This is a genomic window from Paraburkholderia sp. PREW-6R (assembly GCF_039621805.1).
GTDB lineage: Bacteria > Pseudomonadota > Gammaproteobacteria > Burkholderiales > Burkholderiaceae > Paraburkholderia.
The window spans coordinates 106,910-121,905 of sequence record NZ_CP155073.1; the positions used below are offsets into that span (position 1 = coordinate 106,910).

Below are 14,996 nucleotides of genomic sequence, written 5' to 3' on the forward strand. Positions count from 1 at the left end.
GCACCATGACCAAGCAATGGGAAGTCGTGATCGGTCTGGAGACCCACGCGCAACTGTCGACCACGTCGAAAATCTTTTCCGGCGCCGCCACGCAATTCGGCGCTGCGCCGAACACGCAGGCTTGCCCGGTCGACCTGGCGTTGCCCGGCACGCTGCCGGTCATGAATCGCGGCGCGGTGGAACGCGCGATCCAGTTCGGTCTGGCGATCGGCGCGAGAATCGCGCCGCGCAGCATTTTCGCGCGCAAAAACTACTTCTACCCTGATCTGCCAAAGGGCTATCAGATCAGCCAGTACGAAATTCCCGTCGTGCAGGGCGGCCAGGTGACCATTCAGGTTCCGGCTAACGAAAAGGCCGGCAAGGAGGCGTACGAGAAGGTCGTGAACCTCACGCGCGCCCACCTCGAGGAAGACGCCGGCAAGTCGCTGCACGAAGACTTTGCAGGTATGACCGGCATCGACCTGAATCGCGCCGGCACGCCGCTGCTCGAAATCGTCACCGAGCCCGAAATGCGCAGTGCGGCCGAAGCGGTGGCGTATGCGAAGACGCTGCACACGCTCGTCACGTGGCTCGGCATCTGCGACGGCAACATGCAGGAAGGCTCGTTCCGCTGCGACGCGAACGTGTCCGTACGTCCGCTTGGTCAGGCCGAATTCGGCACGCGCGCCGAGATCAAGAACCTGAACTCGTTCCGCTTTCTGGAAGAAGCAATCCAGTATGAAGTGCGCCGTCAGATTGAACTGATCGAAGACGGCGGCACGGTTGTGCAGGAAACGCGTCTGTACGATCCGGACAGGCGCGAAACACGCTCCATGCGCAGCAAGGAAGACGCGCACGATTACCGTTATTTCCCCGATCCGGATCTGATGCCGCTCGTGATCGATCCGCAATGGGTCGAGCGTGTGAGGCGCGACATGCCGGAACTGCCCGAGGCGATCCAGCAGCGCTTCGTGTCGCAATACGGTCTGACGCCGTACGACGCGAACGTGCTGACGTCGGGCAAGGACATGGCCGCGTATTTCGAAGCGGTGGTCAGCAAGATCGGTCCAGCGAACGCGAAGGTCGCGGCGAACTGGCTGATGGGCGAAGTGTCGTCGCAACTGAATCGCGAAGGGCTGGAGTTCAGCGAGAATCCGGTCTCCTCGGCGCAGCTCGCGCTGCTGCTGCAGCGCATTGCCGACGGCACGATCTCGAACAAGATCGCGAAGGAAATCTTCCTCACGATCTGGGAAGAGAATGCCGCCGACGATGCCGCCGCCGACCGCATCATCGAAGCCAAAGGGCTTAAGCAGATTTCGGATACCGGCGCGCTGGAGGCGATCATCGACGAGGTGCTCGCCGCGAATCAGAAGTCGGTCGAGGAATTCCGCGCGGGCAAGGACAAGGCGTTCAACGCGCTGATTGGTCAGGCAATGAAGGCGACCAAGGGCAAGGCAAACCCGGCCCAGGTCAACGAACTGCTGAAGAAGAAGCTGTCCTGATCTGAAGCTTGAATCAGGCTGAGTTGTCAATCCGTGGCTGAGGCAAGCGCTTCAGCCGTCACGGGCTGTTGCCGCAGACGAAAGTAGCGCAACGGCCCGTTTCATTTTGCGGCCTCGCTTTCGCTGTTGCGAACCGCAAGTCCCGAACGCAGATGACGGAGTCTCTGGATGGCCAGGCAACCCGAACTCGACGATTTTCGCGTGCCGTATTTCGAAGACGGCAAGGAAAGCAGCCAGTTTTCACTCGACGGCTTCGACCCGTCGTCAAAGCCGTTTTCCACCGGCTCGAAAGACAGCGACCGCGCGCGCCTCGTGGAAATTGGCGAAAAGCTCGACACCATGCAGGAGTGTCTGCACGCGCAGCAGAAGCAGCGCATGCTGCTGGTGTTGCAAGGCATGGACACGAGCGGTAAAGACGGCACGATCCGCGCCGTGTTCCATGAGGTCGATCCGCTCGGGCTGCGCATCGTGCCGTTCAAGGCGCCCACGCCGATGGAACTCGCACATGATTTTCTGTGGCGCGTGCATTCGCAGGCGCCTGCCGCCGGTGAGCTGACGATTTTCAACCGCAGCCACTACGAAGATCTGCTCGTGCCCAAGGTGCTCGGCACGCTGACTCCCGAAAATTTCGAGGTGCGCTGTCACCACATTCGCGAGTTCGAAGCCTTGCTTGCGGATAGCGGCACGACGATCATCAAGTGCATGCTGCATATTTCAAAAGACGAGCAGCGCAAGCGCTTGCAGGCCCGTATCGACGATCCGAGCAAGCACTGGAAATTCGACGTGTCCGATCTCGAGGCACGCAAGCAGTGGGACGACTATCAGGCGGTGTACCGCGACGCGCTGGCCGCCACGTCGACGGAATACGCGCCGTGGTATGTGATTCCCGCCGATTCGAAAACGCATCGCAACGTGATGGTCGCCGAGCTGCTGCTGCGCGCGTTCGAAGCGATGAAGCTCGAATACCCGCCCCCCAAGGAATCGCTGAGCGGCATCAAGGTAGAGTGAATTTGCGCTGTGCTTCACAACGAATTGAATATCAAGGGAACGACATGTTGCGTGTGATTACCGCCAATCTGAACGGCATCCGCTCGGCGGCAAAGAAGGGTTTTTTCGACTGGTTCGGCGAGCAGAAGGCCGATGTGCTGTGCGTACAGGAAATCAAATGTTCGCAGGACGACATGACGCCGGAATTCATGGCGCCGCATGATTTCACCGGCTACTTTCAGCACGCGGTGAAGAAGGGCTACAGCGGTGCGGGCGTCTATACGCGTCACGAGCCGGACGAGGTAGTGATCGGTTTCGGTAGCGAGGAATTCGATCCGGAAGGGCGCTATGTCGAACTGCGCTTCGGCAAGCTGTCGGTCATCTCGGTCTATGTGCCGTCGGGTTCGAGCGGCGAGGAACGCCAGCAGGCCAAGTACCGTTTCATGGACGAGTTCATGCCGCATCTCGCGCAGCTCGCCAGGGAGCGCGAAGTCATCGTGTGCGGCGACGTGAATATCGTGCACAAGGAAATCGACATCAAGAACTGGAAGAGCAATCAGAAGAATTCGGGCTGCCTGCCGGAAGAGCGCGCGTGGCTCACCAGACTGTTCGACGAGGTCGGGTATGTCGACGTATTTCGCACGCTGGATCAGCGGCCCGAGCAGTACACGTGGTGGAGCAATCGTGGCCAGGCGTATGCGAAGAACGTCGGGTGGCGGATCGATTACCAGATCGCGACGCCGGGCATTGCCAGCAAGGCAAAACGCACTGAGGTGTTCCGCGACATCAAGTTCAGCGACCACGCACCGCTCACCGTGGATTACGACCACACGGTAGCCAGGTAAGTCCGCGCGCAGCGACTGACGGCCTGCCGCCGGGTTTAGCCGTCAGTCGCGTGCCGACTTGCGGCGCGGGCTGCTCATGCCGGCGTAGTCCGGCAATGCGTCGACCGTGGTGCCGATAGCCTTCGCGTACAACGGCAGCATGTCTGGCAGACGTTTGACGATGTCCTGGCGGCGCGCCTGCGTGTACGGATGCACGTAGATGAAGCCCTGCTGGCGATTGCTGCGGGTCGCGACCGCGAGCTTGTCCCATAACGTGACCGCCGCACGCGGATCGAAACCGGCGCGCGACGCAATGTCGCTGCCGATCACGTCGGCTTCGGTTTCGTCCGTATTCGTGTACTTCATTTCCAGTAGCCGCGAGCCGATGCCAAGCGGCGCCGCGCCCAGATCGGCAAGGCCGAACAGCTGCGGAATCGTACCCGACGAATCGAGCTGGCTCGCCTGCAACTGGCCGAGCCGCTCACGCGCATGTTCGCGCAATGCATGCGCGATTTCGTGGCCGATCAGCATGCCGAGTTCGTTGTCGTTCAGATGCGCGCGGTCGAGCAGGCCGCCGTACACGACGATCTTGCCTCCCGGCAGGCAATACATGCGGATGTCGGGTGAATTCACGACGGCCACTTCCCACTTCCAGTTCTTCGCGCGCTCGTTCCATTTCAATGAGTACGGAATCAGCTTGTCGACGGTGGAGCGCACGCGGGTCACGTGCGCATCGGAGTCGGCGTACAGGCGGCTCGCGTGTTCGGCGCCGTAGGTGATCTGGCTGAATTCCTCGGCGGCCTGTGCTTCGAGTACCGGCGACGGGATCAGGTTGCGGAACACGAGGTAGCCGCCGTAGCGCAACTGGTTGTTCGGACCGTAGGGCGTGGTCGCATTGCCCGGCGCGGAAGGCAGGGGCGCGCCGGCGGCCGCGGCGTTGCCGGTACCCGTGCCGCCATTGGTGGCAGGCGTGGCAGGGGCAGCAGGCGTAGCGGGCGCAGCAGGCGTAGCAGGCGTAGCGGGCGCAGTAGGCGTAGCAGGGGTAGCGGGCGCAGTAGGCGCAGCAGGCGAGCTGCCCTCGGGCGTTGCCGCGGCCGGTGCGGATCTGGCGGTTGGCGGCGCGGCAGTGGATGGCGCCGGCGCAGACGTTGCGGCAGCCGGGGGAAGGCTCGTACCCACGGGCGGCATCGCCGTCGCCTGGGCGCTTTGCGGCAACGCTGCCATCCCGCTGATGCACCCGAACGTCAGCGCAGCGTGCAGCGCAACACGACGGGCTTTGCGCGAAATGACGCGCCCGGCGCCTGAGTGCGCAATGCGCGTGACGATAAGCGCGATCACGACCGGGTTCTCCACGGCGCGATGCGCAGCAACAGCAGCATGCCCGGCAATGCAAGCGCGGTGCAGACGAGGAAATAGTCGAACCAGCCGATCTGCGCGACCACGTAACCGCTTGCCGCCGACGCCAGCGTGCGCGGCACCGAAGCGAGGCTCGTGAACAATGCGAATTGCGTGGCCGTATAGCGCGGGTCCGTGGTGCTGGCGATATACGCGGTGAACGCCGCCATCGTCAGACCGGTGGCGAACGTTTCCAGACCGTAGACGAGCGCCAGCGCGACCGAACGCGGGTCGAGTTGCACGGACCAGTCGACACCCACGAGCGCGAGCAGTCTCGTCGTGCCTTCGCTGATCCCCACGGCGATGTCGTAAATCGCAGTCAGACCGGGCGACGCCGGGCCGAGATGCGCAAGCCACGCAAAGCCAAGCGTCGACAGCATCTGCAGGATGCCGAAAATCCAGAGCCCACGGCCAATGCCGACTTTCATCAGCCAGATACCGCCGACAATGCCGCCCGCCAGACTCGCGCCGAACGCGGTAGTCTTTGCGATCACGCCGATCTGTGTACGCGAAAAACCAATGTCGAGAAAGAACGACGTGGACAGCGTGGTCGCCATCGTGTCGCCGAGCTTGTACAGAAAGATGAAGCCGAGCACGAACAGCGCGCCGCGCCAGCCGTCGCGATGAAGAAACTCGCTGAACGGTTGCACGATCGCTTCTCGCAAATTCCTGGGCGGTGCGCCATGCACTTCGGGTTCGCGTACGACGAGCGTCATGATCATGCCAGGCAGCATGAATGCCGCGGTCACGATGAACACCGTGCTCCACGGCAAATGATCGGACAGAATCAACGCAAGCGATCCGGGTACGAGCGCCGCGATCTTGTAAGCGTTCACATGCACGGCGTTGCCGAGACCTTGCTGAGCGTCGCTGAGCAATTCACGCCGGTAAGCGTCGATCACGATGTCCTGGCTCGCGCCAAAGAACGCCACCAGCGAGGTCAACGCGGCGACTGTCCAGATCGATTCTTTAGGTGAGACGAAACCCAGCGTTCCCATTGCTCCCGCCACCAGAATCTGCGTGAAGAGCATCCAGCCGCGCCGTCTGCCTGGCCGCCAGCCAGGCAAGCGCGGCACGTAGCGGTCCATCAGTGGCGCCCAGACGAATTTCCATGTGTACGGGAACTGGATCAGCGCGAAGAGGCCGATTTCCTTCAGATTGACGCCTTCGGAACGTAGCCACGCCTGAACCAGGTAGACGAGCGTAAACAGCGGCAAACCCGACGTGAATCCAAGGAAGACGCAGATCAGCATGCGCGCATTCAGGAACGCGCGCCAGCCGGGATGTTCTTCGTGAGCGGTAAGTGCAGGCGCCTCGTGCGGCGGGTTCGACATGAGGATAAGTGTTAGCTTTTCTTGACGCGATAGACCGCAAGACTACCACGCCAGTTCACGCCCCATCGCACCACCTGGCCGTCGTGCAGCACCACGCGATCCAGAATTTCGATGCCGACTTCCGGCGCGAGCGCTTCGAAATCCTCGATGGTCAGCACGCGGACGTTCGGAGTGTTGTGCCACTGATAGGGCAGCGACTTCGACACCGGCATGCGCCCCTTCAGCACCGACAACCGGTGAGCCCAATAGCCGAAGTTCGGAAACGACACGATGCATTGCTTGCCCACGCGCACCGTCTCACGAAGGATCGCGGCCGTCTGATGAATGGTCTGCAACGTCTGCGACAGAACCGCAAAATCGAAGCTCGAATCTTCGAACAGACGCAGACCGTCTTCCAGATTCTGCTGGATCACGTTGACGCCGTTTTCGGTCGACGCCAGCACGCCCGCGTCGTTGATTTCGATACCGTAGCCCTGCACGTCCAGTTCTTCGGTGAGCAACGACAGCAGCGAGCCGTCGCCGCAGCCCAGATCGAGCACGCTGGAGCGCGGTTCGACCCAGCGGGCGATCGCGCGGAAGTCGGGGCGCAGCGCCAGGTAATCGAGTGCTCGCTGGTTCATGCGTTCACCTCGTTTGCAATACGTTCGTAATAGGCGCGCATCAGGTTGTGATAGCGCGCGTCGTCGAGCAGGAAGGCATCGTGGCCGTGCGGTGCGTCGATTTCCGCATAGGTGACCGTGCGCTTGTGGTCGAGGAGCGCCTTCACCAGTTCCCGCGAGCGCGCAGGAGCAAAGCGCCAGTCGGTCGTGAAACTGGCGATCAGGTATTTCGCCGTGGTGTGCGCGACGGCAGCGGTCAGATCGCCGTCGAACGCTTTGGCCGGGTCGAAATAATCGAGCGCGCGCGTGATGAGCAGGTAGGTGTTGGCGTCGAAGTAGTCGGCGAATTTGTCGCCCTGATAGCGCAGATAGGACTCCACTTCGAACTCCACGTCGAAGTTGAAGTTGTACGCATCCAGCGCGCCTTCCGCGCGGCGCAGCGAGCGGCCGAATTTTTCGGCCATGTCGTCATCCGACAGATAGGTGATGTGGCCGATCATGCGTGCGACGCGCAAGCCCCGCTTCGGCTTCACGTCGTGCGCGTAGTAGTTGCCGCCGTGAAAGTCCGGGTCCGACAGAATCGCCGAGCGCGCGACTTCGTTGAACGCAATGTTTTGCGCGGAGAGCTTCGGCGTGGATGCCACCACGATGCAATGAGCCACGCGTTCCGGATACATCATGCTCCAGGCGAGCGCCTGCATGCCGCCGAGGCTGCCGCCCATGACGGCGGCGAAGCGTGCGATGCCGAACTCGTCCGCGACGCGCGCCTGTGCATTGACCCAGTCTTCGACCGTGACGACGGGGAAGGCGGCGCCGTACGGTTTGCTGGTGGCCGGGTCGATACTCATCGGGCCAGTCGAGCCGAAGCACGAGCCCAGATTGTTGACGCCGATTACGAAGAACCGGTTGGTGTCGAGCGGCTTGCCGGGGCCGACCATGTTGTCCCACCAGCCGACGTCTTTCGGGTTATCCGCGTAAACGCCCGCAACGTGATGCGACGCGTTGAGCGCATGACAGACCAGCACGGCATTGCTGCGCGCGGCGTTGAGTGTGCCGTAGGTCTCGACCATCAGATCGTAACCGGCGAGCGACGTGCCGTTCTGCAAGCGCAGCGGCTCGCTGAAATGCATTTTTTGGGGAGCGACGATACCGATCGATTCCATTCATTCCGCCATTTGACAAAACAGGGCGGCTAGACGGCGTCGGCGAAGCACGGAGGGAACTGCTGTGTGCGCGGCTGACGACCTCTTTAGCCGCATTTATAGTGAACCGCGAGAAGACGTTTCTTGCAGTTCGCGCGCCCGCAATCGAGTCAGCAAATCGGCGCGTGATGAGTGTGCAACAGGTGTTCGGACTGAACGCATAGCGGCTTGCGTGAGCCTTCCGCGCCGCAGTCAGGCGCAAAGTATAGCGGAAAATTTCGCGCGGTAGCGTCGTGAGCGGCGCGTGCGCCGGCGAGGTGGCGCGGCTCGCGCGGACTCTCGGGCGCTACTGGAGGATCAGCAGCAGTTGCGCGTCGGCATGTTCGGCGGGCGCACGGGTGAAGCCGCTGCGCACGTAACGATGCCAGCGCCCGATGATGTAGCTCAGCAGCAAACTCGCGCGAATCGCGGGCTCGTAGCCGGGCGGCAGCGGTGAAGATGCATGCGTCTGCGCTGTTTCGCCCGCCTCCATTTGCGCGAGCCGCAGGCATTGTTTCAGCGAAGCCTCGACGCGCTCCAGCATCTGATTCACGCGCTCCGTTAGCCGTTCGTGTTCGCCGATCAGCGCTTCGCAGGTCAGCACGCGTGTCATGCCAGGATTTCTGGCCGGGAAGTTGAGCAGCATCAGGGCGATCGCGCGGGCTTGTAGCACGCCGCTGGTTTCCTTCTCCGCGATCTGGTTGATGAGCCCAAAAATGGTCTGTTCGATGAATTCGATTAGTCCTTCGAACATTTGCGCCTTGCTGGCGAAATGGCGGTACAGAGCCGCTTCGGATACGCCGAGCCGGGCGGCCAGCGCCGCGGTGGTGATCTTTTCGCTTTTTGGCGCTTCGAGCATCGCGGCGAGCGTTTGCAGAATGTGCACGCGACGCTCGCCGGGTTTCAAACGTTGCGCGCGCGTTGAAGGCGGCGCGGATGCGTGGGCGGGATTGTCTACGTGTTCGGCTAAGACTTCGTCAGGCTTGTCGATGGGCTGCATGGCTGTCGTCCCGTCTGCTGTCTCTTCAATCGAACCGAGCGGGTGCCCAGTCGCAACGATTTTAACGAACGAATGGTCCGGTCGACATAGTGCGGACGGCCCGTGCCTGGCAGACGCGTCGGCACGCCGTCCGCGTGCGGTTTGCGCGGCAAATGGCCGGTGATCCACACGGTGCGGATGCCGAGTCTCCGATAATTTTTCAGATGCGAGCGCGTATCTTCGACGAGGATCGCGTCTTTCAGCGCCACATGCGCACGGCGCATGGCTTTGCGCAGCATGGCGTGATCGGGCTTGGCGCGCCAGCGGCGGCGATCGCGCATATGTTCGATTGCAATTACCTGCTCGAACAGACGCTCGATGCCCAATCTGGCGAGCACGGCGCGCGCGTAATTCTCGGGCGCGTTCGTCAGCACGATCTTGCGGCCCGGCAGCGACGCGACGAGGCGCGCAACCCCGCGTTCGTGCCGGATCATCGAGCCGAGATCCGCGAACGTGTGAACGACCTTCAGGAAGTCGTTGGCGTCGACCGGATGATGACGCGTGAGGCCCAGCAAAGCCGCGCCATAGCGTTGCGTGTAACTCGAGCGCAGACGGTTTGCTTCGTCGACGTCCACCTGCAACGCGTCGATGATGTACTGCGTCATTCCCTGGTTGATCGCCGGGAAGATGGCGTGCGACGCGTGGTGCAGCGTGTTGTCGAGGTCGAACAGCCAGACCGGCCGGCCTCCCGCAAGATGCGGGCGGCGGCGTTGGGTGGTGGGAGTGCGCATGGTGGGCGAAGCCATTAGCGGCGTGCGGCCGCGCATTGAAGCGAGCGCGGACAGTTCAGGACGCGCGAGCCTCGTGCGCCTTGCTGGCTTCTGGAGACTGTACTCAATGCGAGCGGATCATCGTGCCGAACGGCTGCTCGGTGAGAATTTCCAGCAGCACCGAATGTTCGATCCGGCCGTCGATGATGTGCACCGAACGCACGCCGCTCTTCGCCGCGTCCAGCGCGGATGAGATTTTCGGCAGCATGCCGCCGGAGATCGTGCCGTCGGCAAACAGGCCGTCGATCTCGCGCGCCGACAGATCGGTGAGCAGATTGCCTTCCTTGTCCATCACGCCAGGGATATTGGTCATCATCACGAGCTTTTCGGCGTTCAGCACCACGGCCAGCTTGCCTGCAACCAGATCCGCGTTGATGTTGTACGACAGCCCGTCTTCGCCGAAGCCGATTGGCGAGATCACCGGAATAAACGCGTCGTCTTGCAGCGCTTTCACGACCGCGGGGTTGATCGCCTCGACTTCGCCCACCTGGCCGATATCGACATACTGGCCCGGGTTGTCGCGATCCGGCATCAACATCTTGCGAGCGTGAATGAGGCCGCCGTCCTTGCCGGTGAGACCCACCGCATGGCCGCCGAAATGGTTGATCAGCGTGACGATGTCCTGCTGCACTTCACCGCCGAGCACCCATTCGACGACTTCCATCGTCTCTTCGTCGGTGACGCGCATGCCCTGAATGAACGTGCCCTGTTTGCCGATTTTCTTGAGCGCCTGGTCGATCTGCGGACCGCCGCCGTGCACGATGACCGGATTGATACCGACCAGCTTGAGCAGGATCACGTCGCGCGCGAAGCCCTGTTTCAGGCGCTCCTCGGTCATGGCGTTGCCGCCGTATTTGATGACCACGGTTTTGCCGTGATACTGACGAATGTAAGGCAGCGCCTCGGCCAGGATTTCAGCCTTCAGGGTGGGCGCAATCTGCGAAAGGTCGGGAAGCTCGGACATGGCGGCAGGCTCGGGCACGGAACAGTTAAAACAGGGCGAATTGTACAGGACTGGCGCGGTGCAACAGGGTTTTCCACACGCCGCTGGACATATGGCGGCGCCCGTTTTGCGCGCCGCATCAACACGCGGCCGCGAAGGCGCAACGACGACCAGCGTACAGGCATTCCGGCCGCCGGTGAATTAGCCAAACGGACGACTCACATTGGATCTGCGACCGTGGCTTCATTTCAGGAATCAGGCTGAAGCGAGATCATCCGGCCATCATGAAACCGTCCGCCTCCCCATCCGAAGGCAGCGCCCGCTGCCCACGCTGCGGCAATGCATTCGACTGCGGCAGGCATAGCGAGCCGTTCGAGTGCTGGTGTCGCGAAATGCCCGCGCTGTCCGCCGACAGACTGGAGCCGGCCGGGCGTTGCTTGTGCCCCGAGTGTCTCGTCGCGGAAATTGCCCGTACGGCGAAGGGTAATCAACTGCCGTAACGGTGCTGGAAGTTGCGGCGTAGTGCGCCCGCGTTTGACAGGTTGGGTGTGGCCGGGGTTAGGTCCACCGCGCCAACGAAACCAACAAGGCCAACGCGCTTGAGGCTTCTTTATGACATGGGTAAGTTGTTCGTGTGACAGTGACTAACAGCGACCGTTCGAGCCCGCCAGCCGCCAGGCTCGTGAAGATGGCCGCCGTTGCTTTTCAACTTCCGCCTACACCGCCGGACGGCTGGAAGCCAGCACGGCCAGATCGTTCGCCACGCTCGTGAGTACAGACTCCCATTCGTTGAACTCGCGCTGCCGGTAAAGCGTCGTACCCGGATACCAGGGGCTGTCTGTCCGGTCGAGCAGCCAGACCCAATGCGGATTGACGTCGAGCAGCACCCAGGTGCGCTGGCCCAAGGCGCCGCTCAGATGAGCGACCGACGTGCATACGCTAATGACGAGATCGAGCGCGCTGATGAATGCGGCGGTGTCGTCGAAACTGGTGAACTCTGCCGTGTGGTCGGTCATATCCAGTCCGGCTGCCCGTGCCGCCGCGACGTCCGCGTCCGCGCCGGGCTGCAAGGAATAGAACGCCACGTTCGGCGTGCCACGCAAGTGCGCCGCATAGCGCTCCCAGCCCACGCGCCGGAATGGATTACGTTGATGGCCGTGGCTCCCGGTCCATGTCAGCCCGACCTTCAGCCGAATTTCGCCGGCCAGCCGCTTTCGCCATGACTCGACGGCCGCCGCGTCCGCGCGGAGATACGGCGTTGCGGCGGGAATCGTGTGTTCGCGCGTGTCGAAGATCAGCGGCAGGCTGAGCAGCGGAACCTCGTAGTCGAATGGCGGCAGCGACTCGACGCCGCCACCCGCCGAGTACTCGTCCACATGATTGCCCAGGCTGCGCACGAGCAGCGCGCCCATTTGCGGAAACGAGTTCCATGCGAGGCGACCACCCTCGCGATGCACGCGCTCGCCCAGCATAGGCAGATAGCGGCAGAACTGCAGCAGGTCGCCCATGCCTTGTTCGCCCCAGACGAGCAGCGTCTTGCCGGCAAGCGCTTCGCCGCGCCAGGTCGGTTTCGGCAGGACCGGGCGCTGGCCGGCCAGTTCGGAAGCACCCTCCCAGCGAGCCTCGTGAGACGGCCAGCCGTGCGCGTAGTCGCCGCGCACCAGTTGCACCATCGAAAGATTGGAGCGCATGGCCGGATTCTCGGGCGCCAGTTCACACGCTGTTTGCGCTTCCTGGAAGGCCTCGTCCCAGCGTTGCGCCTCACGCAGCGTCAGCGCATAGTTGTTGTGCGCCTGCGCGCTGTGCGGCGCGCTTTGCACGGCCTTCAAACCGGCTTCCAGCGCTGCCGGCAAATTCATGTGCAGACGGTAGGCAGTAGTGAGGTTGGTCCACGCATCGCCGTCGCTGGGGTCTGCCCGGACAGCGCTTTCGAGTAGCGAGAACTGCTCGCTCGAGCTACCGTCGGTGTGCATCAGCGCAGCGGCGAGATTGTTGCGCAGCCGTGGAAAAGCCGGCTCGATGGCGAACGCGCGCCGATAAGGTGCGACCGCTTCCACGTGACGGCCGGCCAGCTGCAGCGTATAGCCAAGGCGGAAGTGCGCGGATGCATGGTCGGGTGCGAGCTGGGCAATAATGGCGGCGAGCTCGACTGCTTCGTCATGACGCCGCTCTTCGATCAGAGACTGGATCAGCGAATACAGTGATGCATCGTCGAGTGGATGACGTTGCGCCGCTGCCTGAAGGCTTTCGGCCTCGCGTTGCGCCGCTTTGTCCCGACGGGCCGCTAATGCCTCTTTGAGAAAAGTCAGGAAAGCTGATGAGGTGTCAGCCTCGCGGGCGGAAGTCGATGGCATGATGGGCTGCACGGCGAAAGGATGAGTAACAAAGCCATAGCGTTCTGTACCGCTATCGCAAAAACCCAATGGTAAAGACGCGAGGCCAGGAAGTAAGTCGGAATAGTCTGAACAGGTAAACTGAAGTCATGCACCGTATAACCAACACCGGCCGCGTCAATCTGGGTCATCTGTTCTGGCTGCGCAGCCTGGCGATCATCGGTCAGCTTATGACGATCGCGTTCGTACAGATCTTCATCGGTGTGACTTTGCCGTTGCCGGCCATGCTGCTCGTCATCTCGCTCGAAGTCGTGTTCAACGGGCTCACCTGGTGGCGCGTGGCCCAGCAGCGGCCCGAATCCAACATGGAGCTGTTCGGGCAAATCTGGGTCGATCTCGGCGCACTTTCCGCACTGCTGTTCCTGTCCGGCGGCACCACCAATCCGTTCGTTTCGCTGTACCTGCCGTCTCTGGCAATTGCCGCCGCCGTGCTGCCGTGGCCTCTCATGGCGTGGCTCGCCGCATTCGCCGTCGCCTGTTACGCCGTGCTCGGCTTCGACTCCGTGCCACTCAATCTCGAGAATCCGGCCAACCTGTTCGACTACTACCGCGCCGGCATGTGGGTCAACTTCATGGTCAGCGTCGGGCTGATTGCATGGTTCGTCGCGCGCATGTCACGCGCGCTGCGGCTACGTGACGCAGCGCTCGGAGACGCGCAGCAGCGCTTGCTTCACGACGAACGGGCCGTCGCGCTGGGCGTCCAGGCAGCCACCGTCGCTCACGAAATCGGCACGCCTCTGTCTACAATTGCAATGCTGTCCGAGGAACTGCGCGACGCCGCCCGTACCGATCAGGGCCTCGCACCCTATCGCGCCGATCTCGAACTGCTCGAACAGCAAATGACGCTGTGCACGTCGGCGCTGGCGCGCTTGCGCAGCCGCGCATCCACGGCGACGAACCGGCAGCCGGTGTCGGAGTGGCTCGAATCGTTCGCCGAGCAATGGCGCCTGCGACATCCGCATGTGAAATTCGAGCGGATCGGCGTGCCGCCTGCGGACGTCAGTCTGGACGACACCGTTGCGGTCAGCCAGATCCTGACGATCCTGCTCGATAACGCCGCGCGCGCAAGCCGCGACCATGTCACGCTGGCCTGCACGCTGACAGATCGCGTCGATCAGATCATGTTCGAGGTGTGCGACGCCGGACCCGGCATCCCGGCCGCGCTGCGCGGCTCGCTTGGCACGATGCCAGTGGAAAGCACGCAGGGCGGCCACGGCGTGGGGCTGTATCTGGCGTTTTCAGCGGCAGCGCGTCTGCGCGGATCGATCGAACTGACCGACGTCAGCCCGATCAAGCCGCGAGGCACGCGCGCCGTGTTGACGCTGCCGCTCGCGGGACGCAAATTTTCTGGCAAGGGCCGCCAAGGCGCTGCGCCATCCAACACGGAGAAACAGGCATGAGCGAAATGAAGTTTCTGGTAATCGACGACGACGAGGTGTTCTCCGGCATCCTCGCGCGTGGTTTGACCCGGCGCGGTTACACGGTCAGCGAGGCGCACAATGCAGAGGAGGCCATCAGGCTCGCCAATCAGCAGAAGTTCAGCCAGATCACCGTGGACCTGCATCTGGGCAACGACTCCGGCCTCACGCTCGTCGCGCCGTTGCGCGATCTGCAGCCCGATGCGCGCATGCTGGTGCTCACGGGCTATGCGAGCATCGCGACGGCGGTTCAGGCGGTGAAAGACGGCGCGGATAACTATCTTGCCAAGCCGGCCAATGTCGAGACGATTCTGTCCGCGCTCCAGGCCGAGGCAAGCGCATTGCAGGCGGACGAGGCGATCGAGCATCCCGCGCCGCTCTCGGTGGCGCGTCTTGAGTGGGAGCATATTCAGCGTGTGCTAGCTGAGCACGGCGGCAACATTTCGGCCACTGCGCGTGCGCTGAACATGCACCGGCGGACATTGCAGCGCAAGCTGGCGAAGCGGCCCGTGAAGCAGTAGGCCGCGCCCCATTCATGCCGTGCATAAGCGCATCGGCATGGCTGAATGCAAAACGGGCTGCCCTGATAAGGCAGCCCGTTTTTTTGACACGGCCGACGTCGCGTGCACCGG

General features: G+C 62.6%; 14 protein-coding genes. 6 read left to right on the forward strand and 8 right to left on the reverse strand.

Annotated elements, in window-relative coordinates; translation table 11 throughout:
* The first annotated feature begins 5 nt into the window (after positions 1 to 5).
* The 3 genes from gatB (at position 6) to AAGS40_RS00490 (ending at position 3,313) form a co-directional block, all read left to right on the forward strand.
* Positions 6 to 1,481 carry an Asp-tRNA(Asn)/Glu-tRNA(Gln) amidotransferase subunit GatB gene (gene gatB / locus AAGS40_RS00480; RefSeq protein ID WP_345812473.1) on the forward strand — a complete coding sequence of 492 codons (1,476 nt, stop codon included), beginning with the start codon at positions 6 to 8 and terminating at the stop codon, positions 1,479 to 1,481.
* Between the two features lie 168 nt (positions 1,482 to 1,649).
* The gene (locus AAGS40_RS00485) at positions 1,650 to 2,489 is read left to right on the forward strand and encodes a PPK2 family polyphosphate kinase (protein ID WP_345812474.1); all 840 of its coding nucleotides are present in this window, start codon (positions 1,650 to 1,652) and stop codon (positions 2,487 to 2,489) included.
* A gap of 44 nt (positions 2,490 to 2,533) precedes the next feature.
* On the forward strand, positions 2,534 to 3,313 hold the full coding sequence (locus AAGS40_RS00490; protein ID WP_345812475.1) for an exodeoxyribonuclease III: 780 nt from the start codon (positions 2,534 to 2,536) through the stop codon (positions 3,311 to 3,313).
* A gap of 42 nt (positions 3,314 to 3,355) precedes the next feature.
* Here AAGS40_RS00490 and AAGS40_RS00495 read toward each other — a convergent pair whose 3' ends face one another.
* The 7 genes from AAGS40_RS00495 to argB form a co-directional block, all read right to left on the reverse strand.
* Entirely contained in the window at positions 3,356 to 4,516 is a 1,161-nt protein-coding gene (locus AAGS40_RS00495) for a M48 family metallopeptidase (protein WP_345814443.1), read from the reverse strand.
* Positions 4,517 to 4,626: 110 nt separating this feature from the next.
* Positions 4,627 to 6,021, reverse strand: a complete 1,395-nt coding sequence (locus AAGS40_RS00500) for an AmpG family muropeptide MFS transporter (protein ID WP_345812476.1) — start codon at positions 6,019 to 6,021, stop codon at positions 4,627 to 4,629.
* 11 nt (positions 6,022 to 6,032) lie between these two features.
* Positions 6,033 to 6,641, reverse strand: a complete 609-nt coding sequence (metW, locus tag AAGS40_RS00505) for a methionine biosynthesis protein MetW (RefSeq protein WP_345812477.1) — start codon at positions 6,639 to 6,641, stop codon at positions 6,033 to 6,035.
* The gene (locus AAGS40_RS00510; RefSeq protein ID WP_345812478.1) at positions 6,638 to 7,783 is read right to left on the reverse strand and encodes a homoserine O-acetyltransferase; all 1,146 of its coding nucleotides are present in this window, start codon (positions 7,781 to 7,783) and stop codon (positions 6,638 to 6,640) included. Before AAGS40_RS00510 ends, metW begins: the two co-directional genes overlap by 4 nt.
* Before the next feature lie 325 nt (positions 7,784 to 8,108).
* Complete coding sequence (slmA, locus tag AAGS40_RS00515; RefSeq protein ID WP_345812479.1) at positions 8,109 to 8,801, reverse strand: nucleoid occlusion factor SlmA; 693 nt, start codon at positions 8,799 to 8,801, stop codon at positions 8,109 to 8,111.
* Positions 8,768 to 9,571 (reverse strand): pyrimidine 5'-nucleotidase, encoded by an 804-nt coding sequence (locus tag AAGS40_RS00520; RefSeq protein WP_345812480.1) that lies wholly within the window; start codon positions 9,569 to 9,571, stop codon positions 8,768 to 8,770. Before AAGS40_RS00520 ends, slmA begins: the two co-directional genes overlap by 34 nt.
* A 103-nt stretch (positions 9,572 to 9,674) precedes the next feature.
* The gene (argB, locus tag AAGS40_RS00525) at positions 9,675 to 10,574 is read right to left on the reverse strand and encodes an acetylglutamate kinase (protein ID WP_007179687.1); all 900 of its coding nucleotides are present in this window, start codon (positions 10,572 to 10,574) and stop codon (positions 9,675 to 9,677) included.
* 263 nt (positions 10,575 to 10,837) lie between these two features.
* Here argB and AAGS40_RS00530 point away from each other — a divergent pair, with 263 nt between their 5' ends.
* The gene (locus AAGS40_RS00530; protein WP_345812482.1) at positions 10,838 to 11,053 is read left to right on the forward strand and encodes a cysteine-rich CWC family protein; all 216 of its coding nucleotides are present in this window, start codon (positions 10,838 to 10,840) and stop codon (positions 11,051 to 11,053) included.
* A 216-nt stretch (positions 11,054 to 11,269) separates the two neighbouring features.
* On the opposite strand, the gene AAGS40_RS00535 is transcribed toward AAGS40_RS00530, so the two are convergent.
* Positions 11,270 to 12,907, reverse strand: a complete 1,638-nt coding sequence (locus AAGS40_RS00535) for a tetratricopeptide repeat protein (protein WP_345812483.1) — start codon at positions 12,905 to 12,907, stop codon at positions 11,270 to 11,272.
* Between the two features lie 128 nt (positions 12,908 to 13,035).
* Here AAGS40_RS00535 and AAGS40_RS00540 point away from each other — a divergent pair, with 128 nt between their 5' ends.
* A complete protein-coding gene (locus AAGS40_RS00540) occupies positions 13,036 to 14,346 on the forward strand; it encodes an ATP-binding protein (protein WP_345812485.1) in 1,311 nt (436 codons plus the stop codon).
* Positions 14,343 to 14,885 (forward strand): response regulator transcription factor, encoded by a 543-nt coding sequence (locus AAGS40_RS00545; RefSeq protein ID WP_345812486.1) that lies wholly within the window; start codon positions 14,343 to 14,345, stop codon positions 14,883 to 14,885. Before AAGS40_RS00540 ends, AAGS40_RS00545 begins: the two co-directional genes overlap by 4 nt.
* The last annotated feature ends 111 nt before the right edge of the window (positions 14,886 to 14,996 follow it).

Excerpts from the sequence above, each read along its gene's own strand:
- gatB (WP_345812473.1), top strand. The coding sequence starts at position 6 with ATGACCAAGCAATGGGAAGTCGTGATCGGTCTGGAGACCCACGCGCAA.
- AAGS40_RS00485 (WP_345812474.1), top strand. The coding sequence starts at position 1,650 with ATGGCCAGGCAACCCGAACTCGACGATTTTCGCGTGCCGTATTTCGAA.
- AAGS40_RS00490 (WP_345812475.1), top strand. The coding sequence starts at position 2,534 with ATGTTGCGTGTGATTACCGCCAATCTGAACGGCATCCGCTCGGCGGCA.
- AAGS40_RS00495 (WP_345814443.1), bottom strand. The coding sequence starts at position 4,516 with ATGGCAGCGTTGCCGCAAAGCGCCCAGGCGACGGCGATGCCGCCCGTG.
- AAGS40_RS00500 (WP_345812476.1), bottom strand. The coding sequence starts at position 6,021 with ATGTCGAACCCGCCGCACGAGGCGCCTGCACTTACCGCTCACGAAGAA.
- metW (WP_345812477.1), bottom strand. The coding sequence starts at position 6,641 with ATGAACCAGCGAGCACTCGATTACCTGGCGCTGCGCCCCGACTTCCGC.
- AAGS40_RS00510 (WP_345812478.1), bottom strand. The coding sequence starts at position 7,783 with ATGGAATCGATCGGTATCGTCGCTCCCCAAAAAATGCATTTCAGCGAG.
- slmA (WP_345812479.1), bottom strand. The coding sequence starts at position 8,801 with ATGCAGCCCATCGACAAGCCTGACGAAGTCTTAGCCGAACACGTAGAC.
- AAGS40_RS00520 (WP_345812480.1), bottom strand. The coding sequence starts at position 9,571 with ATGCGCACTCCCACCACCCAACGCCGCCGCCCGCATCTTGCGGGAGGC.
- argB (WP_007179687.1), bottom strand. The coding sequence starts at position 10,574 with ATGTCCGAGCTTCCCGACCTTTCGCAGATTGCGCCCACCCTGAAGGCT.
- AAGS40_RS00530 (WP_345812482.1), top strand. The coding sequence starts at position 10,838 with ATGAAACCGTCCGCCTCCCCATCCGAAGGCAGCGCCCGCTGCCCACGC.
- AAGS40_RS00535 (WP_345812483.1), bottom strand. The coding sequence starts at position 12,907 with ATGCCATCGACTTCCGCCCGCGAGGCTGACACCTCATCAGCTTTCCTG.
- AAGS40_RS00540 (WP_345812485.1), top strand. The coding sequence starts at position 13,036 with ATGCACCGTATAACCAACACCGGCCGCGTCAATCTGGGTCATCTGTTC.
- AAGS40_RS00545 (WP_345812486.1), top strand. The coding sequence starts at position 14,343 with ATGAGCGAAATGAAGTTTCTGGTAATCGACGACGACGAGGTGTTCTCC.